This window comes from Photobacterium sp. BZF1, from assembly GCF_014349205.1.
Taxonomy (GTDB): domain Bacteria; phylum Pseudomonadota; class Gammaproteobacteria; order Enterobacterales; family Vibrionaceae; genus Photobacterium.
This window is the reverse complement of record NZ_JACSOF010000103.1, coordinates 1-23,923: the sequence shown is the minus strand read 5'-3', so window position 1 is coordinate 23,923 and position 23,923 is coordinate 1. Positions and strand designations below refer to the sequence as shown.

Below are 23,923 nucleotides of genomic sequence, written 5' to 3'. Positions count from 1 at the left end.
TACGGAGAGATGGCTGAGTGGTTGAAAGCACCGGTCTTGAAAACCGGCATACGTTAATAGCGTATCTAGGGTTCAAATCCCTATCTCTCCGCCACATTTCAATAGTCAGTAGTAATACTGGTTATTTGACCTTCTGGGTAAGTAGGGTTCAAATCCTCCATACCCAGAGCGTCTCCACCACATTCTAGATGCTGGGTTTATAACTGGGTGTCATACAGAATTGGAGCGGTAGTTCAGTTGGTTAGAATACCGGCCTGTCACGCCGGGGGTCGCGGGTTCGAGTCCCGTCCGCTCCGCCAATCATTAAGTCCCTAGCAGCAATGCTGGGGATTTTTTGTATGCGTTGAATATTGGCGTCAGCCCTGCGGACTGATGAGTCCCGCTTGAGCGCAAGCCCGGCCCTCCGCCACTACAACGAAGCCTCAGCAGAAATGCTGGGGCTTAATTGTATCTACACCAACCACAACGCTAAATGCTATGGCTTGAGAAGTTGCTCTGGCCTTTACGGGCATCTTTCAAATTCGTTGGAATAGCCAATTGCTTAACTTTCATTGGCTTTGCTGCCGTTTCAACTTTGTGGATGGTTTGCTCTGCGTTCACCGCATGCTCTTCTTGGTAAGAAACTTGAGCCCAAGAGGCCACATCACTACGGCTGACAGTTAAGTCGGCAAGGGCTGTTGTAGAAAAAGCCAAAAGTGCTGCCGATATCATTAAACGATTCATTATCTTCTACCTGTGCACCCTAACATTCAGCAGAAAATTGCTGCGTTTCGATGGAGGAGATTATGTATCGCTTTAATCATTATGATAATGGGCCTATTGGTTAAATCACTTTTACCGATAGGCTAATAATCGTGCTGAGCTATACCTGTGTGCCAGCACGATGAATGAAAGAGGTGTCTATTTGGTAGGGTTGCCATGTTGCGAGTTGGCAATCTCTTCGCTGACCCAATGTAGCAACTGCTTGATAGCGCGGGATAATACTTGGTTCTGGCGTACGATGTAACCCAGGCTGGTGGTCGGGAAGTCGGGCAATGGAGTAATGGTACTTTTAAGGTTTAGCTTAGGATGCAGCGAAAAGGCCGGCACGATGGCAATGCCAAATCCCGCTTCGGCCCAATCGATTTGGGCGTCGACACTACCAACTTCCATCACTCGATATTTGGGCAGGTGCAAGCTTGGCAAGGCAAGATCAATCAGATCTCGGGTACGGGTATCGTGGCCCAGCAGGATCAATGTCGGTTCTTCGCCTGATGGCGTGATCTTTCCTTCTCTGGCCTGTTGTTGCCACTCATTCAAGCCATTTCCGAAAGCACACCAACGTATTTGGCGCAGTTCGGTAAAGTGCAGCGGCTGACTCTCCTTTTGTGCAATTACAAATCCCAAATCGGCTTTGGCACTCTTGACCAGCTCGGCTGCCTGGGTCGAGGTGGTGTTGAAAAGGGAAAGGTCGATACCGGGAAACTCTTGTTTGAATGATTGGAAGGGTTTGATTAGCAGTAGCCGGGAGATTATGTCACTGGCAGCAATGGAAAGAGTACCTTGAGATAAATCGTTGATGGCATTGAGATCAGATTGGCACACCTGCAGCTCTTGCAGGGTAGACTGGGCGCTTTGCAATAGGCGTTCACCGGCTTGGGTTAGGCGAAAAGGGTTGCGTTCGACTAACTTTACCCGAGTTGCTTGCTCTAACTGCTTGATGTGTAAGCTGACGTTAGGCTGGGTCATGTGCAGCTCTGACGCTGTTTTCCCGAAATGCTCCAATCGAGACAAAGTAACAAAGGTATTAAGCCAATTGAGATCTAGCATAAAGACACGCCTGTTGAACTGCTAAAGCCGAATAGCGCTATTCTACGCCCTTTGTCACAAAATCCCATATGAGATCCTTATTGGAGTTATAACGATTATTAATTTTTCTTATTAGCTTGCTCGCCTTAGCATAATCGCATCTTTGTTTGGGAGAGTTAATTATGTCGTCTATCGTTGTTGTTGGTGCTAACTGGGGTGATGAAGGCAAGGGCCGAATCGTTGATTTCCTTGCTGAGCAAGCCTCTGCAAGTATTCGTTTCCAAGGTGGTAATAATGCCGGCCACACTGTGGTTAATGACTTGGGAACCTTCAAGTTGCACCAGCTACCAAGCGGCGTATTTAACCCTGACTGCCTTGCGGTGCTAGGCCCTGGTATGGTTATCAGCCCTGAACCTCTATCTACCGAACTAGCCGAAGTGAAAGCTGCTGGGGTTAACGTTAACCTTTGCATTTCTGACCGTGCTACTTTGTGTCTTCCACTCCACGCTCTTGAAGATACCCTAGAAGAAGTTCGTTTGGGTGATGCGGCCTACGGTTCAACCCGTCAGGGCATAGCACCTGCTTACGGTGACCGCGTTATGAAGAAAGGCATCTTGGTTGGCTGGTTGAAGCAGCCTGAAGTTTTGTGTGAGCGTATTCAGTTCTGGATGGACTGGAAACTACCTCAGCTAAAAGCACTTTACCCAACTTTCGAATTCAGCCAGACCGCCCAAGAGATGACCGAATGGTTGCTGGAAGTCTCTGAACCTTGGCGCGATGCTATCTGCAACGTGACTTTGCCGCTAAAAGCACTACAGGCAGACGATCAGAACCTGCTTTTCGAAGCCCAGCTTGGTGCGGGTCGTGACTTGACTTACGGTGAGTACCCATGGACAACATCGTCTAACGTTGTCTCTATGTATGCCGGTATCGGTAGTGGCTTGCCAGCCCTTCGCCCAGAGCGCGTCATTGCGGTTGCCAAAGCATTTAGCTCATCGGTAGGTACCGGTACGCTGATCACAGCGATGGAAGAGCAAGATGCTTTCCGTGAAGCTGCGGGTGAGTTCGGTGCAACAACGGGCCGTCCACGCGACATGGGTTACTTCGATGCCGTAGCAACCAAGAATGGTGTTGAACTACAGGCCGCGACAGAAATTGCCCTGACAAAAGTCGACTGCCTAAGTGGCCTGAGCGATCTTAAAATCTGTGTTGCTTACGATGGTGACCACAGCGAGAACCCAATTTGGCCACAGACTGCTTCTCTAGCGCCTGTATACGAGCAGATGGAAGGCTGGAGCGAAGATATTACCGGTTGCCGCAAGTTCGAAGAGTTGCCAAAAGCCGCTCAAGCTTACGTGCTACGTATCGAAGAGCTAATGGGTGTACCGGTTAAAATGGTTTCTGTTGGCCCAGGCCGTGAACAGATGATCATGCGCTAATCCAGCTCTGATAAACCTTAATCAGATACAGAAAAGCCAGTACTCTCGGTACTGGCTTTTTGCTATTTATTGTTAATTAGGGGACAGTTCTGGGGTCATACCGGTGATTCGAACGAATCTGGCTTGAGGGTCAACACCGAGCAGCTGAGCTGGTTGACCATCGACTCGGCGGTATTTCCCATCAGGAAGCCTGCGATACCGGTGCGCGATAGCGACCCTAAAATGACCACATCGACACCTTTGGCTGACGCATACAGAGGCAGCACTTGACGCGCTTCCCCTTCAACAATTTCTATCCTGGTATTCACTGAGCTATCTTGGTGTGGCTCCAGCAGCAACTTCAAGCGCTCAATACGTTCGTTCCTCATCTTTTCAGACAGTTGCGCGATGTCATTGTCGTCGTAACCGCTCCATTTTCTTAGGTAGCCTTCCGAGTCAAGACGCCAGGCGTGACACAGTGTTAAGTCAGCACCGGTTATTTCGCAATATTCCAGTGCCAGCGCAATTAGCTTGGAATTAAAGTCCTGGTATTCGATGTTGCTGAGGTCGATGGCGGCGACCACTTGTTCGATAGGCTTGGAGTAGGAGCTGATCGACCAAATCGGTACTTCAGATTTGCGTATGATGTTTAAGGTATTGCGACCGCGCTGGCAGGCTTGCTTTTTGTCGTCTCTGGTCGAGTCAATGATCACCATGCTGGCCTGTGATGATTTGGCCTCTTTGATGATTTCGATATGCGGGATGCCGATTCTGACAAGGGTATTGAACGTAATATTCGGGTACTCGGCATTCAGTACTTCGACATAGTGATTAAGCTGTCTGTGGTAATACTTCTCTGCCTCGCCAATGATATTGACGGCCGTATTGGAATGTTTAGCGACCTCTTTAAGTTCGCATAATTCTTCAACTACGGTGAGCAGGGTAACTTGAGCAGAACAGCGATTGGCAAAGGCGAAAGCCTGGTGGAAGGAATCATTGAGCGGTTGCTCAGGAGCAATGGTAACCAATAGTCGATTGAGTTTCATATGTCCTCCTTAAACACGCAAAAAAGTTGTGGCTTTTACTTTAGTTTATAACGGCTGGTTATCGATTACCTGACCGGTTCATGTTTGGTAACAGAAATGCGCAATTATGAGACTGGTTTTGGGCGCTGGCTCAAATTGTAGCCCTATAACGAGGGTTTAGCCTCAGTTGTGAGCTGATTCAACATTGCCAACTTACATTAATTAGCAATGAAATTTCATAATAGAGCGCGCTTGGATGGTGCATGACAATATCTGTAAAAGGAGGGTTGTTATGCTAAATACAAATGATAGCTGTGTGTCGCAGTGGGGCGATTTTCGGTTATTTACGATTAGAAACCGTCATGGAGTAGAGGTTGATATTTCTGATTTGGGTGCATCGGTGATCAACTTTTTTGTCCATGACCGTTTTCATCGGAAAACCAATATAACTTTGGGGTATCACCGCCCTGAAGATTACATCGCCGGTCAGGCGTTTATCGGTGGAGTTGTTGGTCCTTGGGCAAACCGTATCGAATCCGGGCAGTACAAGGTAGATAATCAGGTAGTACAACTAGCACAAAATGAAGGAAGCAATCATCTTCACGGGGCATCTGTTGCGATCCATTTAAAGCGTTGGCAAGTTGTCATGCAAGCAGAGCAGGGAATTACGCTAAAGACGAGGGTGGTCAAAGGGGAAGCTGGCTATCCGGCGAATATAGATATCAGTGTGACTTACCGATTGACTGAGAATAATGAGTTAAGTATCCACTACAATGTTGAACCTGATGCTGTAGTACCATTGAATATGACTCATCATGCCTACTTCAACCTAAACGGTGGTGTGGAGAATATCCTCAGTCATATTTTGACCATTGATGCCGATGAATATTGGAAAATAGATCAAAATTCCATTCCAGTTTCACGCCAATGTGTTGCTAACTCTGCGATGGATTTTCGTCAGCCAAAACGTATTGGTGCGGCAAAGGCATTGGGTGATGAGCAGGTTGAAAAGGTGAATGGTTTTGACCATTGCTGGTGCTTGAATGGCGACGGCCTGAGGCCGGTAGCTTGGCTTTATGACAACAGTACTGGCATTGCTTTGGAGGTCAGTACTGATCAGCCGGGGATCCAATTCTATAGTGGCAATACGTTAGATGAACCTAAGGGTAGGGAGGGACATTATCGTCAATATGCTGGCCTTTGCCTCGAGACTCAATCTTACCCCAATCAAGTGAATATGGCTGATGCCAAATCAGTGCTTTATGGCCCGAATAAGCCGTATACCCACACTGCTATTTATCAAGTCATGGTTGAATAACCGTTAAGAACGTCATTGTCATGTGCAAAAGCCGACGAATTATAACTCGTCGGCTTTTTCTATTCGGTGTGCTAACGGTAAGTTCGGTGTTTACCCGTTTTATCGGGTAATGAACCAACCGGGCTCGGTGAAAGGTATTCATGTTGGCACTGGTTGCCGCAGGTCTTGCCTGGCTTGAAGGCAAACTTACCTTGCTTATTGGGCAAGGTGCCTGCTGGACTGGGGCTGGTATAGCTAAATTGGTTGTAACCGAATTCAATGTTGGCAACCTGATATAAACCTTGTTTGTTGGGTGTTGAGCCTATCGGGCTGTTACTGGTTGTGCTGTTGGCAAAAGCGAAATTACCGAATATTGCGACCGAAAAACATAGCCCTACTAATACACCTTTCGCCATGGTGAGCTCCTTATTGGTGGGGAAACCAAATAACATAATAGCTAAGTTTAGGTCGTTGAGTTTTGATTGTGTCTCTTGAATGAGAATCGGCGATAGAGCGCCAATTTTTGCATGGCTTGAGAAGGCCTGAGGTCATAAACTGCGATGGCTTGTAAAGGTTGTGATAACTAAAAAACATAAAACCCAGCGAATGCTGGGTTTTAATTTTAAAACTTCGATACTATTGGTTTACTACGCGTCATGTTCACGGTAGTAGAAGTAATCGAAGTCTGCTGGGCCGTTTTGGCCTGAGACATCAGCAGCAAACAGTGCCGCAAAAGAGCCTGTGAAACGGAAGATGTCCGGGCCGCCTTCATCAGAGAGGTACGTGCTGTTTAGTCGAGGACCAATATCATGCCACTGCTCGCCATCGAGTGAGTAGCTGAACTGGTACCATTGTTTGTCCAAGGTTAGGCGCATATATACTTTGCTGGCATCACCTACTGGGACTTCTTCACCAATCTCGCCGTAGCAATCATTGATGTTTGAAACGATCTTGAGCACCTTGTTGCCATCATCGTCTGCTGACAGCTTGAGGAAATAGTGGCCATTGCGTGCATAGTAGGCACATAGCCCTGCCATTTGTAGAGGCGTTTCTGGGTTGAACTCCAACGCTGTTTCAACCGAAGCGTAATGAGACTGGAAGCGGCGTGCGATCAAACTCTGCTCATAGCGCGAGTAGAGATAATGGCGGCCTTTCAGGCGCAGGAAGCCCGGGCGTTCTGTGAGTGAAATCCAAGACTCGTCAAAAGGTTCACGAAGAGATTGGTAATGAATATTGAAAGACTCACTATCAAAGTTATCAAGGTGGTTTTCTTCCGGCCAAGGGCATGGTGGCAGTTCAGGGGCTTGTACTTCGACAACCGGTGTCTTGCCCGTTACAACATAGGGCCAGCCATCGCGCCACTGCGCTTTTTGCAGTGCTGTTTCTCGGCCAAGAGTGGAAAAGCCGTTGCCGTATTTCGGGCCGAATTGGTAGCCTTCAGGATTTTTGACATGACGTCCGCATAAGTGGCTCAGATACCACTCTCCGGTTTGAGTCTCGACAAGGAAGCCATGACCTGCGCGCTGGAGCTCCGCATGCTCTTGGAAACGGGAGGTCAGAATTGGGTTGTCAGGGTGAACGTCATAAGGCCCCCAAACATTACGTGAGCGGGAAACTGTGACCGCATGGTTAACTTCCGTCCCGCCTTCTGCGGTGATGAGGTAGTAGTAACCGTCTTTCTTGAGAATTTGTGGACCTTCTGTGCCGCCTAGTTCTGTCCCTTTAAAGATGGTTTTTGCTTTGCCGACTAACTTGCCTTGTTCTGGATCGAATTCTTGAAGCACAATGCCATTGAAGAAATTACTGTCCTGTCGGCCGTCCCACACCATGTTGAGCATGTACTTCCTGCCATCATCATCATGGAACAGTGAAGGGTCAAAGCCATAATTTCCCAGCGGCATAGGATCGCTCCAAGGTCCTTCAATCTTGTCTGCTGTGACAACAAAGCTCGGTGTCGCCATCCAGTTACCACCACGGCATGAGTGGACATTGGAGAAGCATAGCCAGAACTTGCCGTCAGCATAGGTCAAAGCTGGAGCGTAAACACCTTCAGAGTTATCCATGCCCTTCATATCAAGCTGAGAGGTACGGGTTAGGGCGCGGCTTACTAGACGCCAGTTAACCAGATCTTTGGAATGGTGGATCTGAATGCCAGGGAACCATTCAAATGTTGAGGTCGCGATATAGTAATCATCGCCGACACGAATGATGGATGGATCCGGGTTAAAACCTTTTAGAACTGGGTTTTGAATGCTGTGGGTCATAGGTCTATCTCTCGTTGATATGGCAAGAGTAATGCAGAAAGGATTTCAGTGCCGTGAGTTGGCGCAAGGCCGGATGAATATCCGGCCTTGATGGGGTGCTTACTTGTACAGGAAGCTTGTTACCACGTTTTCCAGACGCTCTTGCTGGCCAGAAGCCGGCTTAGGCTGGATATCGTTTGTCAGTGCATGGTCTGCCAAAGAAGCCAGTGAGAAATCACCATTGATGATGTTCTTGCCAAGGTCTGTATTCCAACCTGCGTAGCGCTTGGCAACGTGTTGGCCTAGAACGTCGTTTTCGATCATCTTCGCTGCACGCTCTAGTGACAGTGCCATCACATCCATACCGCCAATGTGGCCATGGAATAAGTCTTCAAGGTCAATCGATGGGCGACGGACACGAGCATCGAAGTTGAAACCACCAGTTGTGAAACCGCCAGCTTTCAAGATTTCGTACATTACTAGCGTGTTTTCTTCAACGCTGTTCGGGAACTGGTCAGTATCCCAACCTAGCTGTGCATCACCACGGTTAGCATCGATTGAGCCGAATAGGCCAAGAGAGGTTGCAGTAGCAACTTCGTGGTGGAAGCTATGGCCAGCCAGTGTTGCGTGGTTTGCTTCAATGTTAACTTTGATTTCGTTCTCTAGGCCGAATTGCTTCAAGAAACCATATACAGTCGCTGTATCGTAGTCGTATTGGTGCTTGGTTGGCTCTTGTGGTTTTGGCTCGATAAGGATAGCGCCTTTGAAGCCAATCTTGTGTTTGTGCTCAACAACCATCTGCATCAAGCGGCCTAGCTGCTCGCGCTCTTGACGTAGGTCTGTGTTCAGTAGTGTTTCGTAACCTTCACGGCCACCCCATAGAACGTAGTTTTCACCGCCAAGGCGCTGGGTAGCGTTCATTGCATTGAAAACTTGAGTTGCCGCGTAGGCAAATACTTCAGGGTTCGGGTTGGTTGCCGCACCGTTCATGTAACGGGCATTTGAGAAGGCGTTAGCCGTACCCCATAGTAGTTTAAGGCCAGTTTCGTCTTGTTTACGCTCAAGGATATCAACCATTTGAGCGAAGTTGTTAACGTATTCTTTAAGGTTGCGACCTTCAGGAGCCACGTCTGTGTCGTGGAAACAGTAGAACGGAACGTTTAGTTTGGTGAAAAATTCAAAAGCAGCATCAGCTTTAACTTTTGCCATTTCCATTTCATCGCCAGCTTTTAGCCAAGCGTGGTCAAATGTACCTTCACCAAATACGTCAGAACCAGGCCAGCGGAAGTTGTGCCAGTAACAGGCTGCAAAACGCAGGTGATCTTTCATGGTCTTACCCAGAATAATACGCTCAGGGTCATAGTGACGGAATGCAAGAGGGTTAGTTGATTCTGGACCTTCGAATTGAACCTTATTCACGCTTTTAAAAAATTCAGTCATAGCCTTAATTCCAAAAAATAATTTGTGATTGCTTTCGGTGTATATAATTTTCATTTTTTGTCGTTGTCACAATTATGAAATTTCATTCCCAAATTCATTGATTTGTTTATTGTGCTATGGCTCTCGTTTTTAGCAGTGATTATTATCTGTATCGTTTTTAAGCTGTTGATTTTTAATGTTGGGGGCAAGGTTTTACGCGATTTAATTTGGCTTGGTTCACATTAAGTAAATTCCATAAAGGTATTACTATTTTGCATAAATTGAATAATATATCTTCATTGTAAAAATAGAAGGCAAGCGCAAATCTCGTACCCTGGAGTAAATAATGACTACGATAAAATTATCGGTTAAGGAAAAGATTGCATATGGCCTTGGAGACACAGGCTGTAATTTTGTCTGGCAAACCGTGATGCTATTTCTTGCCTATTTTTATACAGATATCTACGGCCTATCACCGGCGCATATGGGAACCATGTTCCTGCTCGTCCGTTTCATCGATGCCGTGACAGACCCAATAATGGGGTCAATTGTTGACCGAACCCGCACTAAATATGGCCGTTACCGTCCTTACTTGGCATGGATTGCCATCCCGTTTGGTATTGCCTGTACGCTGGCGTTTTACACCCCGGACTTTGGCCCAACGGGTAAAGTGGTTTATGCCTATGTGTCATATATCTTCCTGACACTTATGTATACCGCCATTAATGTCCCATATTGCGCGATGGCAAATGCGTTGACCAATGATTCAGATGAACGTACGTCACTACAGTCTTACCGTTTTGCGCTGAGCACAGCTGGTGGTCTGGTCGTGGCTATGGTTGCTTTGCCGTTAGTCGATATCATCGGTGGTGGTGATAAACAAGTGGGTTACCTTGGTGCAATGGCAGTGATGGGGCTAGGTGCTATTGCCTTGTTCTTTTTCAGCTTTGCCAATACCAAAGAGCGTTGCCTACCAGAGGAAAATGAAAAGCAGCAGTCTGTATGGGCTGATTTGAAAATCCTGTGGCAAAACACCCAATGGCGTGTGCTGTTCATTCTTAATGTGTTGCTTTTGACAGGTATCGTGCTGAAAGGTGCGTCGACCATGTACTATGTCAATACTGTAATGGGCCGCCCTGACATCGCTACCATGTTTATGGTAGCTGGTATGCTGGCGAACATTCTTGGTGCAATTGGCTCGGCACCTATTCTCGGCCGGTTTGACAAGGTTAAGACATATCGAGTGCTAATTGTCTTCTCTGGTTTACTATCCGCTCTACTGTTCCTGGTTGACCCTAGCAATGTTGCGATGGTGTTCACGTTAGTGATTATTCTAGGTGTGGTGCAAATGAGTACTACGCCACTGTTATGGAGCATGATGAGTGATGTGGTTGACTACGAGAAAACCCGTAGTAACCGCTCGCTAGGCGGCATGGTGTTCTCGACTAACCTATTTGCTATCAAGCTGGGTATTGCCATTGGTGGTGCCATGGTGGGCTGGATTCTGGCTGGCGTCGGTTATGTCGGCGGAGCTGAAACTCAAACAGAGCAGGCGATCACATGGATCAACCTACTGTATACCGTGATCCCAGGTGTTATGTTCGCTTCTCTGGCCCTAATTATGAGCTTCTACGAGCTTGACAGTGAAAAGCTACGTCAGATTAAAGCCCTGCTGACATTGGATAACAAAGAGCAGGAAGGCTTGACACCAAAGACACATAACGCGGAATTGGGTTAAGGAGGCTTGCTATGTTGTACAAAGATGCAATGGCTCCTGTAACGGAGCGAGTAAATGACCTTCTTAGCCGGATGTCGATAGAGGAAAAAATAGCCCAGCTACATGCTCAATGGTTATTTCTTGATGAGCATGGAAACCATCAAGAGCGTGAGTTAGAAATGTCAGGAGGTCAGCCCGCAAGGGCTGAGCTTCAATCCCGCTTGAAGGTTGGGCTTGGACAAATTACCCGCCCATTGGGTACTCATACGGTAGAAGCAGAACAAGGTGTTCGGGCATTGAACGCCCTGCAAAAGTTTCTTGTTGAAGAGACTCGATTGGGGATCCCGGCCCTGTCCCATGAAGAGTGCTTGGTTGGGTTGATGGTTAAGGGAGCAACACTCTTCCCTTCATCGCTGAACTATGGCCATACCTGGGATCCTGAATTGATAGAGCTAGCCGGACAGGCTATCGGTGATGAACTTCGTCAGGTTGGTGGGCATATTGGTTTGGCACCGGTGCTTGATGTATCTCGTGATGTCCGTTGGGGGCGCACAGAAGAAACATTAGGGGAAGACCCGTACCATGTCGGCTTGATAGCAACCCATTATGTCAGAGGGTTACAAGGTCCTAAAAGAGATGTGCTGGCTACACTCAAGCACTATGTCGGTCACTCATTTAGTGAAGGCGCCCGGAACCATGCCCCTGTCAATGTGGGTTATAAAACCCTGAACGATACCTTCATGTTACCGTTTGAGATGGCGGTGAAGCTCGCTAATGCAGGCTCAGTAATGCCGGCCTACCACGATATAGATAATACCCCATGCCATAGCTCGCACCATTTGTTAACCCAAGTGTTACGTGAAGAGTGGGGATTCGATGGGTTGGTGGTTGCCGATTATGGTGGTATCGACTTGCTCTGCGCCCACCACGGCGTAGCATCGGATCGCGCTGAAGCGGCAGCGATGGCCTTTAATGCTGGGCTAGATTGTGAACTGCCTGATGATCAATGTGCCCGTGACCTGGTCATGGCCATTGATAAAGGGCTTATCAGTGAAGCAAAAATCAATGAAATTGTTGCTCGTGTATTAACAGTTAAGTTTGAATTAGGGCTGTTTGAAAACCCATATGTTGAAGAAAAAGACATTGCACTCCAGCAGCAACGGACACGGGATATTGCTTACCGAGTTGCCTCTCAGTCGGTGGTATTGCTTGAGAACAACGGATTATTGCCGATAAAGAAAGAAAAGAAAATCGCAGTTATCGGCCCGACGGCGGATGATCAGCTCGCGCTCCTAGGGGGATACAGTTTTCCGATCCATCTGATCCTTGGCAATTTGGATGACAACAGCAAAGTATCGAAAACCTTGCTGGAAGCCTTCTGCGAGCGGTTTGGCGATGTGATTTATAGCCGGGGCTGCGATATTTTGACAGAGCGCCATGCCAATGCACCGGTCTTCCCCGGTGATGTCAACATGGCGGTCGGTCAGGAGATGTCCTCACCAGTATCCACTGATGAATCAATGATTGCTGCGGCGGTTGAACAGGCGAGAAATGCTGCAGTTGCTGTGGTCTGTGTTGGTGATTTGGCTGGCTTGTTCCAAACCGGGACGGTAGGGGAAGGCTCTGATTCTGATAGCCTTAATCTTCCTGGGGTGCAGCAACAATTGCTCGAAGCCGTGATTGCTACCCGCACTCCGACGGTTGTGATTATTACAGGTGGGCGCCCTTATTGTTTACAGGGTTTGGAGAATAAGGCTGCGGCCATTTTGTATGGTTGGGCGCCGGGTCAGGAAGGTGCAGATGCCATTGCTGATATAGTTGTCGGTAAGGTGAACCCTTCAGGGAGATTGACTTTATCCATTCCTAAAAATGCTGGAGCTGTCCCGTACTACTATAACCACAAACTCAAGAGCAGCGGTACGCCTATCGCCTATCACTTTGGTTCTAAATATAACTTTGGTTATGGTCTCACTTACACCGATTTCACTTATAGTGATTTGAAGTTGGTCAGTGAGCAGGTCCCCAACGACGGGATGATCGAGCTTTCTGTGACGATTACCAATACCGGTAAGCGTGAAGGTTGCGAAGTAGCACAGTTATATGTCCATGATAAATTGGCAAGTCAGGTCAGGCCGGTAAAAGAGCTAAAAGGCTTCTGCCGAGTCGAATTGGCACCAGGCGAAGCCAAACAGGTGTTCTTCACTTTGCCGGTTGATATGCTGAATTTCACCAATGACAAACAGCAACGTATTGTCGAGCCAGGTGAGTTTGAGTTGCTGGTGGGTAAGTCGAGTGCAGATATTCAACTTTCGACTGATGTCACCATCACTGGGGAAACTCGCATACTGCCGAGTCAGTGGAATATGGTTTGCCATGCAGAAACAGGAAAGGCCCTGATCTAAACCTCCTAATCAGTTCTGGTTAAAAATGAGTGCAAGAGCTAACTATTGACATAGTTAGCTCTTTTTTTATGACGAGCTCTGCAAACTCGGACTAGCTTAGCCCATCCCTGTCATTGCTTTACTGGGTGCTACCAAGGTTGCTTTCTACAATCACTATTCACCTAGGAGAGTAGACTTATTCGTCAGTAAAAGACTTATAGAGCAATCTAAGGGGGAGGTTTGTGGGAAACCCTATATAGGAGGGGAGGCTCGCTTATGGACAGGCAACAGTCATTGCTACTGACTGAAAGCGATAAAAAAGCCTATTGCTGGCACTTTGCAGCAATAGGCTTGTTCTTAGCGTGTCATACTAGGTTGTTATCTTGCAGCGACCACTGTCTCTGGCGATGTTTCCTCGGCTTGAGGCCATAAATTTTCCAGCTCTTCCAGTGATTTTCCCTTTGTTTCAGGCACATATTTATGAATGAACACTACCGTTACTACCCCCATTGCACCATACAGCCAGAATGGGAAGCCTCCGCTGAAGGTTTGGTATAACCAACTATCTTGGGCATTCATCATCGGGAATGTTTGCGAAACCACGTAGTTGGCAAGCCATTGGGCAAGTACCGCAATGGAAAGGGCTTTAGAGCGAACATTGTTTGGGAAGATTTCTGAAAGCAGTACCCAAGTCACAGGTCCAAGTGATAACGCGAAAGCGGCAATATACATTAAGACAAAGATAAGCAGGTAGCCACCGATAGCATCTAGATACGCAGCTGTTCCAATGGCGAGCATGCTGATTGCCATCATGAAAGCACCAATTATCATCAAAGGCTTTCGTCCGAATTTATCTACGGTAAAGATGGCAATAACGGTAAAGGTTAAATTAACTGCACCCACTAAAATTGTCTGTAATAAGGCAATATCAGTGGTTGATGAACTGAATGATTTTAGAATTGTCGGTGCGTAGTATAAAAATACATTAATACCGGTGACTTGCTGTAGAATACTGAGTGATATGCCAATAACTAGAATTGGGAAAACACCTTTTGATAATACACTAACCTGTTTTTTCTCTGCTAGTGAGTCTGTAATTTCTAGCCATTGTTTTTTGAAGTCATTACCAGAGGTAAAGCCCAGCAATAATCTCTTAGCTTCCTCCCTACGGCCTTGCATGGCCAACCAGCGAGGTGTTTCTGGAATAAAAAATAGCAAGATGAAAAATAAACCAGCAGGAATGGCCTCAGAGGCAAACATATAACGCCAACCTGTTTGGTTAAGCCACTGCTCAGTGCCAAGTAAAGCGATGCCATAGTTGACGAAATAGACCACCAACATACCGAATATAATCGCAAATTGGTTACAGGATACCAGACCACCTCGCTGTTTCGGTGGTGCAATTTCCGCAATGTACATGGGAGAGACCATTGAGGCAATACCAACCCCAACCCCACCGATAATGCGGAATGCAATGAATACCCAGTAGCTTTCTGGAATGGCAGAGCCGATAGCTGAAATGAAAAACAGTAGGGCTGCAATCAGGAGTGAGCCTCGGCGACCGTACTTAGTACTGAAGTTACCGGCGACGACAGCACCAATTACACACCCGAGAAGTGCAGATGCTGCAGCAAAACCTAATTGGGCGGGGGAAAGGTTGAAGTATATTTCGAGTGATTCAGTAGCACCTGAAATAACGGCTGTATCATAGCCGAAGAGTAAACCACCTAACGCAACCACGATAGTAATTAAGAGCACATTACTTTGAGGGATCATTATTATTCTCCATTTATTTAAGTCGCAATAATAGTACTTAAGTGAAACGGAATATTTTATTACGTTAGTTTGTAATGGTTTTATAAATACACTCTATTGTGATGTTATTCTCATATGTATAATTTGACTTGAAATCTAAAGTTTCAACGTTGTTAATATAGGTGGGTAATATAAATAAAGGCCACAATAAATAATTAAAGTGACCTTAATATTAGTTAATTAAAGAGGGCTTAGAGTTTAACGTTTCTGCTTAGTCGCGCTATCCATCCAAACCGCAAGCAGCAAAATGGCACCCTTCACAACATATTGCCAGAAAGTCGGGACGTCCATCATACTCATGCCGTTATCAAGCGAGGCCATGATGAATGCGCCGATGACAGCGCCAATCACCGTACCGACACCGCCGGCCATACTGGTGCCACCAATAACACAGGCGGCAATGGCATCCAGTTCGGCAATGTTACCGGCGGATGGAGAGCCTGCGCCAAGCCGTGAGCTGAGGATCAATGCCGCGACAGCCACCAGGAAGCCATTCATGGCATACACGGAGAGCTTGGTTTTTTCGACGTTGATGCCCGATAAACGGCTGGCCTCAATGTTGCCACCAATAGCGTAAATACGACGGCCAAAGGTTGTTTTGTTGGCAATGAACATTCCAATTACAAGCAAGCTGGCGAGAATCAATACAGGGGTGGGTACGCCACGGTAGTCATTGAGCATCACAATCATGCCAAGAACAGCAATACCGATAAGGCTATTTTTCAGCAAGCTTTGAGTCGTTGGTGGGTTTGGCAAATGATATTGTGCGCGAAGGCTATGCTGTTTCTTCTGCCAGCCAAAATAAACACTCAGTACGCCAACACCAATCATTAGGCCAAGCATATTGGGTAGGTAACTCTGGCCGATAATCCCCATGGCCTCTGAAGTCGGCGCAACGGTGGTGCCGTCTGTGATACCAATTAATATGCCACGGAAAGCAAGCATACCGGCAAGGGTAACGATGAAAGAAGGGACTTTGCGATAAGCTACCCACCAACCATTCCAGACGCCAAGCAGAAAGCCTGCACTCAGGGTCAGCACAATCGTTAGTGGTAGCGGTAGGTTGAACCATACATCAAGAATGGCAGCGGCACCGCCAAGTAGCCCCATCATTGACCCAACGGAAAGGTCTATTTCACCACTAATAATGACAAATACCATCCCGATAGCGAGGATGCCGGTGATCGATGTTTGCCTGAACAGGTTGGATATATTCCTCGGTGTCAGGTAACTCCAGTCAGTCATGATACTGAAGAAAATAGTGATGATGATGATGGCGGCTGCCATTACCAACATCTGTAAATTCGCTTTCTTGAAAAAATCGAGTATGAGCGTTGAGTTTTTCTGTGGTAACTGGGCGGTATGTTGTTCACTCATGCTGCTACTCCTTCAGATAGTGCACAATCCATAATGGCTTCTTGGGTCAGGTTGTCGTTGATTAAATTGCCTTTGATCTCTCCTTCATGCATGACAAGAACACGATCGCTGATCCCCAGTATTTCAGGTAGCTCAGAGGAAACCATGATGATACTGATCCCTTTGTTGACCAGGGCAAACATCAGTTTGTAGATCTCGTATTTTGCACCGACATCGATCCCGCGGGTGGGTTCGTCGAGGATCAGGATCTTTGGCTCGATGGCAAGGAAACGGGCCAAGATGGCTTTTTGTTGATTTCCCCCAGACAGGTTTCTGATAGCCAACTCGCTGCCAGAGGTTTTGACTTTGAGCTTATCAATTGAGGATTCGATTGATTGGGACTCTTTAGGGGTGTCCAGTACGCTGTAGGTAGCAAATGAATCTAATCCTGACAGCGAGATGTTGTGGCCTACTGACATAATAGGAATTATGCCGTGCCGTTTGCGATCTTCTGGCACCATGGCGATCCCGAGCTGCAAGGCTTGCTGGCTGCTGCCAATGCTTTCGTATTCTCCGTCAAGGCAAACGGAAATCGTTGATTTACCCTCGTAACTGCCGTAAAGGCATTGCATTAGCTCTGTGCGACCGGAGCCAACAAGCCCCGAGATCCCCAGAATTTCACCTTTGCGCAGTTCAAAACTGGCATTGTCCACCTTCTTGATATTGCTCGAAGATGTGTCCCAGGCCGTTGCGCCCGAAACTGTCAGGATCACATCACCTATGGGGTGAGGCTCGCGCGGAAACAGCTGCTTCATTTCGCGGCCGACCATCATGGTGATGATGTCGTCGGTGGTCATGTTTTTAGCTAGGCGTGTGCCTATATGCTTGCCGTCACGAATAACGCAGATGTGATCAGAGATAGCTTTGACTTCGGAAAGCTTGTGCGAAATATAAATGCAGCTGACGCCGTTGGCTTTGAGATCTTGCACGAGTGACAGAAGGATTTCGGTCTCCGATTCTGTCAGTGGTGCTGTCGGCTCATCGAGCACCAGTAGTTTCGCATTCTTGGACAAAGCCTTGGCGATTTCAACTAACTGCTGTTGGCCGACACCCAGATCACCGACTCGGGTACTCGGGGATACCGCAAGTTTGACTTGCTTGAGCAGTTTCTCTGTTTCGAGGTACATGGTGGTAAAGTCGAGCACGCCGAAGTGGCTCATTTCCGCACCAAGAAACAGGTTTTCCATGATGCTAAGTTCTTTGACCAGGGTAAGCTCCTGGTGGATGATAGCAATGCCTAGTGCTTCAGTTTCTTTAATGCTGGTGGCTGTCAGAGGCTGTCCTTCGAATGTGATTTCCCCTTCGAACTCCCCTTGTGGGTAGATAGCACAGAGCACTTTCATCAGGGTCGACTTGCCTGAACCATTTTCACCACAAAGCGACAGGATCTCGCCCTTTTGCAGGGTAATACTGACGCCATCGAGTGCTTTGACGGGGCCAAAGCGTTTTATAATGTTTTTCATTTCTAGCAGGGTAGACATGGGCAGACTCCGTTGCGACAGCCCCATTGCTGGGGCTGTATGTACCTTACTGTTGGTATACGTCTTTTTCAGCGTGGAACTTATCAGCTATGACGGTTTTGCTAATATTGGCTTTGTTGACCACGATAGGCTCAAGCAGGAATGAAGGGACTTCTTTCATGCCGTTGTTGAGTGTCGCGTTGCTGTCTGGGGTATTGTTGTTGCCAAGCTCCACAGCAATTTCAGCCGCACGGTCGGCAAGAATGGTAATAGGCTTGTAGACAGTCATGGTTTGGGTGCCCGCAACAATGCGGCGGACCGCCGCAAGATCAGCGTCTTGGCCAGAAATCGACACTTTGCCAGCTAGCCCCTGTGCTTCCAGTGCCTGGATGGCACCACCTGCTGTAGAGTCATTCGATGCAACAACAACATCAATATTGTTGTTGTTGGCAGTTAGGGCATTTTCCATGATCTTAAGAGCGTTTTCGGCCAACCATGAGTCTACCCATTGATCACCAACAACCTTGATGTCGCCACTGTCGATTTTCGACTGCAGTACATTCATCTGACCCTGGCGGAACAGCTTGGCGTTGTTGTCTGTTGGCGCACCACCCATCAGGAAGTAGTTTCCGTTTGGTGTCTCTTCAAGCATTGCTTGGGCTTGCATCTCGCCGACTTTCTCATTGTCGAATGAAAGGTAAAAGTCGAGGTCGGCATTGTTGATCAGGCGATCGTAGGCCAATACCTTAATGCCATCCCTTTTCGCCTCGCGGATCACGTTGGTCAGTACTTCCCCGTTGTAAGGAATGATGACCAGTACATCGACGCCGCGGGAAATCATATTTTCGATTTGGGCGATTTGGGTCTGCTCATTACCGTTAGCAGACTGGACGTAAACTTTAGCTCCTAGTGATTCAGCTTTATTAACAAAAATATCTCGGTCTTTCTGCCAGCGTTCCAGCCTCAGGTCATCGATCGCCATTCCGATTGTGACCGTTTTTGCCAAGGCAGAGGCACTCAATAAACTCACCGATAGTGCACAGAGCAGGGTGATGATCTTCTTCATGAAAAGTCCCTTATTTTTCTATTTTTAACATGGATAAAAACGTTATTGCATAGACTAATTTAGGGAATTGAGGGGGGCTTTCCATGACGGGATTTATTATAAGATTTACGTTATTTAGTTTTTAATTGGGAGTGTGATGGTTGTATATAAATTGGCCAAAAAAGCGTGTCGGGTATCACAATCCATTTTTGCATTAATGGTAAGTAAGAAAATCAGAACTGCAGAAATTAGAAAGACCACCAAGGTGGCCTTTATCTGTGGGTTAACCAGAAAACTAACTGAAATTAACTAAACGTTGGTGAAGAGAATCTTTTAATTCCGCTCTCTGGTGCTTAAGCTCATGCATTGCGCCATCATCAATTGGCGAGCCGCTGAGTTCTAGCTCGCGGATTTCTTTATCTAAGGAATCGTATTTCAAGGCGTCTTTGGCAAACACCTCATTGCTTGCGGATAAGTTGAAAATAGTATCTTTGAACTGCGGGAACTCACTGACTAGTGAGTGATCTTCTCCTAACATACAACCTCCTAAACCAACCAAAATAGTGACTCTCGGGCTAATTGCACCATATATGATAGCAGCTTTGGCAGTATCGACCTGACTAACCTGTAAAAAGTAGATGAAAGTACGAATAAACTCTTTGAACCAATAACTTGATCACTTTTTCACTACCGCAGAACTGTTCTGGGTTTGTCTTGTCAGCAATCAAACTAGAGACTATCGATGGGAAGTTTATGGGTGTTCTTTATTTCTTTAATCGCAATGCTTGAGTGGATAGAGGACACATGAGGAATACACCTGAGTTTGGACACTCGCTCGTAATACTGCTCCAGATCTTTTGCAATGACCTGAACGACATAGTCAGACTCGCCTGCGATACAAAAGCACATTAACACCCAATCAAGCTGTTCTATCTCTTTTTCAAACTCTTCTGTGTCTTCAAGGTGGTGGCTATCAAGTTGGATTTGGCTGAAGCCTATAACGGAGAGGTCAAACGCCTCCTTGTTGAGAAGGGCACCGTAGCCATTGATATAACCCTCATTTTCAAGCTTTTTCCACCTGCGCCAGCATGGTGTTTCGCTGAGGTTTACTTTTTCAGCCAGTTCACCCACGGTGATCTTGCAGTCTGACTGCAAGGTATTGAGGATGTCTATATCAACCCTTGATAGTGCTAAGGAAGGATTTTTCATTTTTAACCTGATATTTGAAATGATATTTCTTATCTATAGAGAAATCGAGGTGAGATAGCAATGTTCTTGCCGTTATAGCGTGAAACAATACCCATAAATTATGAATAATTAGTGGCCTTTCAAACCGCTGTACATCGCAAGGTTGTTAAATCGCAATAGCTAGGCAGGAGGCTTACAATGGTTGAGTTATATACATTGGTTGCCATTACGTTGGTAACTGTTATTACGCCTGGTCCAGATTTTTTGATCGTAGTGAGAAATACCATTGTGGGTTCAAGGCGGGCTGGTTTCAAAACGGCTTGTGGCGTGTCGACCGCAATATGGGTTCATATTGGCTATTCAATTGTTATTGTGAGTGCCGCGTCATCACAGTCGGTGTGGGTAATGGAGGCGATGAAATATTTAGGTGCGGCTTATCTGTTTTATCTTGGTGTTAAAGCGCTGGCAAGTGACAGCAAAGATCGACAAACGGCAACAGATAAAGCTATTTCCAGTCACTACTGGCGGCAAGGTTTTATCAATAATATCTTAAACCCAAAGGCCACATTGTTCTTCTTGAGTGTATTTAGCCAAGTCATATCGCCCGATACGGAGTTTATGGTTCAACTGGGGTATGGGGTCGTTATCACGCTGATCTGTTTATGCTGGTTCTCTCTGGTGATTTTTCTTCTGACTGTGCCAGTGTTGACACCTTGGTTGGATAAGGTGATCTCGCCAATTGAAAAAGGGGCGGGCGTGCTATTCATTGGCTTTGCTGTGACGGTTGTGATCTAGCCTGGCCTCCGAAGGAGGCCGAAGACAGACTTAGCCGGCTGTGACGATCAACCCCAGCGGCTCAAGCAATTGCTCTTGCTGCCAATCACAAATCATGACGCCTTTTAGGCTAACGCGCCGAGGGTCAAGCCCGTTGAGATCAACATGGCACAGGTTGCACTCTTCGATATCAAACTGTCCCCAACTTTCGGCTGAGAACTCGCCTCGACTGAGATCTGAACCCTTGAGTGACGCACCGAGCAAATTGGCACCTATCCAGCGGTTTTCAAATAACTCGCATTGCTCCAGTTTCTGGTTTTCTAGGTTGGCATAAGCGAGGTTGCTAGCCGATATATAGGCTGAGCAAAAGTAATTGTTTGCGGTCAGATAGTTGGCAAAACTGGCTTGGGAGAAGTTGGCCCCTTTCAGGTTACAGGCGCGAAATTCGATAGCAAAACACTGGGCGCCGCGGAAGTTGGCCATACTGAGGTCACAGTCTTTGAAACTGGCTTCTTTGAGTTTGGCAAATTCGAAACGGCAACCTTCGACCTCCCCGCGCTCGATAAATTGGCAATTGATGAACTCGGCCTCGTTCAAATTGGTTCTGCTGAAATTGCAGCGGATAAAGGTACAGTTTTCGAACTTGCTGTATTCAAAGTTTTGCTCTGAAAAATCGTGGTCGAGATAGGTTTGGTCTTTCATTGGAAATGCCGTCATTTGTCGTTTTGATGAGGGCAGATTACAGGTAAAACCGGTTGAAAAGCCAGCTAAAAAACAAGTGAAACACTAAGTTTTTTAACTGTACTGAAATGTCAAAAATAAAGGGGTAAATTAGCGATTTCACAGCCTTTTGTTGTTTCAGTTGTTGGCGGTGTTGATATTTGAAATAATTCCCTCTATGGCGCCCTCAGGGGTTAATTTTTCGCCTCTTAAATTCATCCTTTATTGGAGAGAAGAAGCCCAGCATCGGCTGGACTTTTGAGAGTATATTTGCTCTTTGATCTGTTCTTTAAGCTTTTCCTTAACTGAGGGTAAATTTCTCAACATCGGCTTGGTTTTGTTTAGCCAGGGCTTTGAGATCTTCACAGTAGCTTTTACTGGTTTCACTGAGTTGGGTAATTTCCAGCGCACCTTGGTTAAGGTTGTGAATGTTGTCTAACAGCGACTTGCTGGCAAGGCTCTGTTGCTCAGTCGCACAACTTACCTGGGTGCTCATTTCATGGACCAAATCTACATCTGACAGCAGTCTGTCATAAATCAGGCAAACGGCTTCGGCTTCGTGGGTGCTGTCTTTGACGGCGTGTACGCACTCCTGAACCTGGGTCACGACGTTTTCAATGCCTTTGTTGAGATCGCTGATGGTGGACTCGATGTTATTGGTTGAGCTGCGGGTTTGTTCGGCCAGTAGCCTCACTTCATTGGCGACCACGGCGAAGCCTTTGCCATGAGTGCCAGCCCTTGCCGCCTCGATGGCCGCATTTAGGGCAAGAAGGTTCGTCTGATCTGAAATCTTGCTGATGAGCTGTAAAATGTCGCCCACTTTTTTATTTTGTCCCAGCAATACTTCAATTTGTTGATTACACCGGGTGAGCTTTGCTTCTAATGAAGAAATTGACTGAATATTCGATTGAGAGGCAACCTGAGATTGCTGGCTGTTTGTTTGGGTTGATAGCACAATGCTTTGTGTTTTTGATGCCAGCCGGGCGACCTCTTCAATTGTTGTTGTCATCTGTTCCATCGCTGCAGTCATATCGGTGACATTGCTTGATTGCTGCTGGCTTATTGCCAATGTAAATCCTGCCTGCTCCATAACCGATTGGGTTTTGTCAGCCACATTGTCAGCACTAGCTTTGATGGATGAGACGGTTTCCCTAAGTGCTTTTTTTACGTTATTTGTTTGTTGTCCTATTTGGCCAAATTCATCTTGGCTATGGGGGAGCTCTTTCCCATTTAACTGCTTGTCTGACAGTTGGACCAGTGCCAAGAGCAAGGTATTTATTGAACGTTTAATCTTCAAGGTTATCGAGGCACTGAAAATTATCGCAATAACTAAGCTGATGATAAATAAAATGAGTATCTGCTGAGACGCTGCCGATGCCGCCTCTTGCGAGCGTTGGTTCACTAAGTGGATAGATGAAACAAGTATGCTCTCAATTTCTTCCATCAGTATGCTAAGCGATTCGTGACTTTCGTGGAAGGATTCTAGCTGCTGATACGCAATGCTTTCCTGCTCCAGTTTTGTGAAATGCTGATGAAGAACCCCTCTTTCATTTTCAACAGCGAAGAATATCGGTGACAGTAACTTTTCGATGGCCTGTAAATCATCAGTGTTTCTTTCAGAAAGCTGTTTTATTTTACGCTGCAGCATGCGTATATGCCGATCGAGGTTCGACTTGATTATCCATGCTTCGTCCAATGTGTTTTGTAACAGAATCCGGTGTATTAAGCGGTCGGCAGATTCGGTATGAAAGAGTAAAAATGTCAGATCTCTATGTTGAATATCCTGGGTTGCCGCTATTTTTGATAAGTCATTTTTTATCTGGGCAGATTTTAGCTCATAATTCAGAGCACTACTTTGGGCAATGATTGAGGCAGACGCACTGTTTTCTTTTGCCTCTATCTGGGCAGAGATGATAGGGGAAAAAGATTGAAGGATATAGATAAATTCAGTTTTTTGATCCTCATCCAATAAAAGAAGAATATTAGACAAATGATCGCTATCCAACATGTTTTCTAGCTGGTTTGTACTGGTTTCAATATCATTGATACTCACCAATGAGGTTGGGGTAGTAGCTTCTGAAGCATTTCTCAATGAAGTGTTGGGTGAATATACTAATGCTAAGTTTGCGGTTTCAAGAATCAATTTATTGAGATTGGAAAAGTATCTCAATGGATTCACGGTACTGATTTCAGTTTGTTCGATAACTTCGATGAGAT

Annotated in this window: 19 protein-coding genes and 2 tRNA genes; 7 read left to right on the top strand and 14 right to left on the bottom strand. The window is 46.5% G+C overall.

Annotated features, from left to right (window positions below; translation table 11 throughout):
• Positions 1–3: 3 nt before the first annotated feature.
• Both BIZ37_RS20555 and BIZ37_RS20550 read left to right on the top strand, forming a co-directional pair.
• A tRNA-Ser gene (locus BIZ37_RS20555) sits at positions 4–94 on the top strand.
• A gap of 128 nt (positions 95–222) precedes the next feature.
• Positions 223–299: transfer RNA gene (locus BIZ37_RS20550), tRNA-Asp, on the top strand.
• A gap of 169 nt (positions 300–468) precedes the next feature.
• Here the strand turns inward: BIZ37_RS20550 and BIZ37_RS20545 are convergent.
• Together BIZ37_RS20545 and BIZ37_RS20540 are read right to left on the bottom strand one after the other, a co-directional pair.
• Positions 469–723 carry a hypothetical protein gene (locus tag BIZ37_RS20545; protein WP_187463092.1) on the bottom strand — a complete coding sequence of 85 codons (255 nt, stop codon included), beginning with the start codon at positions 721–723 and terminating at the stop codon, positions 469–471.
• Positions 724–900: 177 nt separating this feature from the next.
• Positions 901–1,809: a LysR family transcriptional regulator gene (locus BIZ37_RS20540; RefSeq protein ID WP_187463091.1), complete on the bottom strand. Its 909-nt coding sequence runs from the start codon at positions 1,807–1,809 to the stop codon at positions 901–903.
• A gap of 161 nt (positions 1,810–1,970) precedes the next feature.
• On the opposite strand from BIZ37_RS20540, the gene BIZ37_RS20535 reads away from it, so the two are divergent.
• Positions 1,971–3,227 carry an adenylosuccinate synthase gene (locus BIZ37_RS20535; protein ID WP_107300158.1) on the top strand — a complete coding sequence of 419 codons (1,257 nt, stop codon included), beginning with the start codon at positions 1,971–1,973 and terminating at the stop codon, positions 3,225–3,227.
• A 95-nt stretch (positions 3,228–3,322) separates the two neighbouring features.
• Here BIZ37_RS20535 and BIZ37_RS20530 read toward each other — a convergent pair whose 3' ends face one another.
• Entirely contained in the window at positions 3,323–4,252 is a 930-nt protein-coding gene (locus BIZ37_RS20530; protein WP_187463090.1) for a universal stress protein, read from the bottom strand.
• A 271-nt stretch (positions 4,253–4,523) separates the two neighbouring features.
• On the opposite strand from BIZ37_RS20530, the gene BIZ37_RS20525 reads away from it, so the two are divergent.
• Positions 4,524–5,549, top strand: coding sequence for an aldose epimerase family protein (locus BIZ37_RS20525; RefSeq protein ID WP_187463089.1), 1,026 nt, complete (start codon positions 4,524–4,526; stop codon positions 5,547–5,549).
• A 71-nt stretch (positions 5,550–5,620) separates the two neighbouring features.
• Here BIZ37_RS20525 and BIZ37_RS20520 read toward each other — a convergent pair whose 3' ends face one another.
• The 3 genes from BIZ37_RS20520 to xylA all read right to left on the bottom strand — a co-directional run bounded on the left by BIZ37_RS20520 (position 5,621) and on the right by xylA (position 9,211).
• Positions 5,621–5,944, bottom strand: coding sequence for a hypothetical protein (locus tag BIZ37_RS20520; RefSeq protein WP_187463088.1), 324 nt, complete (start codon positions 5,942–5,944; stop codon positions 5,621–5,623).
• Positions 5,945–6,175: 231 nt separating this feature from the next.
• A complete protein-coding gene (locus BIZ37_RS20515) occupies positions 6,176–7,792 on the bottom strand; it encodes a glycoside hydrolase family 43 protein (protein ID WP_187463087.1) in 1,617 nt (538 codons plus the stop codon).
• A gap of 99 nt (positions 7,793–7,891) precedes the next feature.
• On the bottom strand, positions 7,892–9,211 hold the full coding sequence (gene xylA, locus BIZ37_RS20510) for a xylose isomerase (RefSeq protein ID WP_187463086.1): 1,320 nt from the start codon (positions 9,209–9,211) through the stop codon (positions 7,892–7,894).
• A 325-nt stretch (positions 9,212–9,536) separates the two neighbouring features.
• Between xylA and BIZ37_RS20505 the strand changes: the two genes are divergently transcribed.
• Both BIZ37_RS20505 and BIZ37_RS20500 read left to right on the top strand, forming a co-directional pair.
• The gene (locus tag BIZ37_RS20505) at positions 9,537–10,928 is read left to right on the top strand and encodes a glycoside-pentoside-hexuronide (GPH):cation symporter (protein ID WP_187463085.1); all 1,392 of its coding nucleotides are present in this window, start codon (positions 9,537–9,539) and stop codon (positions 10,926–10,928) included.
• An 11-nt stretch (positions 10,929–10,939) separates the two neighbouring features.
• A complete protein-coding gene (locus BIZ37_RS20500) occupies positions 10,940–13,309 on the top strand; it encodes a glycoside hydrolase family 3 N-terminal domain-containing protein (RefSeq protein WP_187463084.1) in 2,370 nt (789 codons plus the stop codon).
• Positions 13,310–13,666: 357 nt separating this feature from the next.
• Here the strand turns inward: BIZ37_RS20500 and BIZ37_RS20495 are convergent, their stop codons facing one another.
• The 6 genes from BIZ37_RS20495 to BIZ37_RS20470 form a co-directional block, all read right to left on the bottom strand.
• On the bottom strand, positions 13,667–15,064 hold the full coding sequence (locus BIZ37_RS20495) for a sugar porter family MFS transporter (protein ID WP_187463083.1): 1,398 nt from the start codon (positions 15,062–15,064) through the stop codon (positions 13,667–13,669).
• A gap of 237 nt (positions 15,065–15,301) precedes the next feature.
• The gene (locus tag BIZ37_RS20490) at positions 15,302–16,480 is read right to left on the bottom strand and encodes a sugar ABC transporter permease (protein WP_187463082.1); all 1,179 of its coding nucleotides are present in this window, start codon (positions 16,478–16,480) and stop codon (positions 15,302–15,304) included.
• On the bottom strand, positions 16,477–18,000 hold the full coding sequence (locus BIZ37_RS20485; RefSeq protein ID WP_187463081.1) for a xylose ABC transporter ATP-binding protein: 1,524 nt from the start codon (positions 17,998–18,000) through the stop codon (positions 16,477–16,479). Before BIZ37_RS20485 ends, BIZ37_RS20490 begins: the two co-directional genes overlap by 4 nt.
• A gap of 46 nt (positions 18,001–18,046) precedes the next feature.
• Positions 18,047–19,045: a D-xylose ABC transporter substrate-binding protein gene (gene xylF / locus BIZ37_RS20480; protein WP_187463080.1), complete on the bottom strand. Its 999-nt coding sequence runs from the start codon at positions 19,043–19,045 to the stop codon at positions 18,047–18,049.
• 274 nt (positions 19,046–19,319) lie between these two features.
• Entirely contained in the window at positions 19,320–19,562 is a 243-nt protein-coding gene (locus BIZ37_RS20475; RefSeq protein ID WP_187463079.1) for a YdcH family protein, read from the bottom strand.
• Between the two features lie 191 nt (positions 19,563–19,753).
• Positions 19,754–20,233, bottom strand: a complete 480-nt coding sequence (locus tag BIZ37_RS20470; protein ID WP_187463078.1) for an Lrp/AsnC family transcriptional regulator — start codon at positions 20,231–20,233, stop codon at positions 19,754–19,756.
• 177 nt (positions 20,234–20,410) lie between these two features.
• Here BIZ37_RS20470 and BIZ37_RS20465 point away from each other — a divergent pair, with 177 nt between their 5' ends.
• Positions 20,411–21,007, top strand: a complete 597-nt coding sequence (locus BIZ37_RS20465) for a LysE family translocator (protein ID WP_187463077.1) — start codon at positions 20,411–20,413, stop codon at positions 21,005–21,007.
• Positions 21,008–21,037: 30 nt separating this feature from the next.
• Here the strand turns inward: BIZ37_RS20465 and BIZ37_RS20460 are convergent, their stop codons facing one another.
• A complete protein-coding gene (locus BIZ37_RS20460) occupies positions 21,038–21,688 on the bottom strand; it encodes a Qnr family pentapeptide repeat protein (RefSeq protein ID WP_187463076.1) in 651 nt (216 codons plus the stop codon).
• 319 nt (positions 21,689–22,007) lie between these two features.
• Positions 22,008–23,923, bottom strand: a 1,916-nt coding sequence (locus BIZ37_RS20455) for a methyl-accepting chemotaxis protein (RefSeq protein WP_187463075.1), incomplete at its 5' end; no start/stop codon positions are given.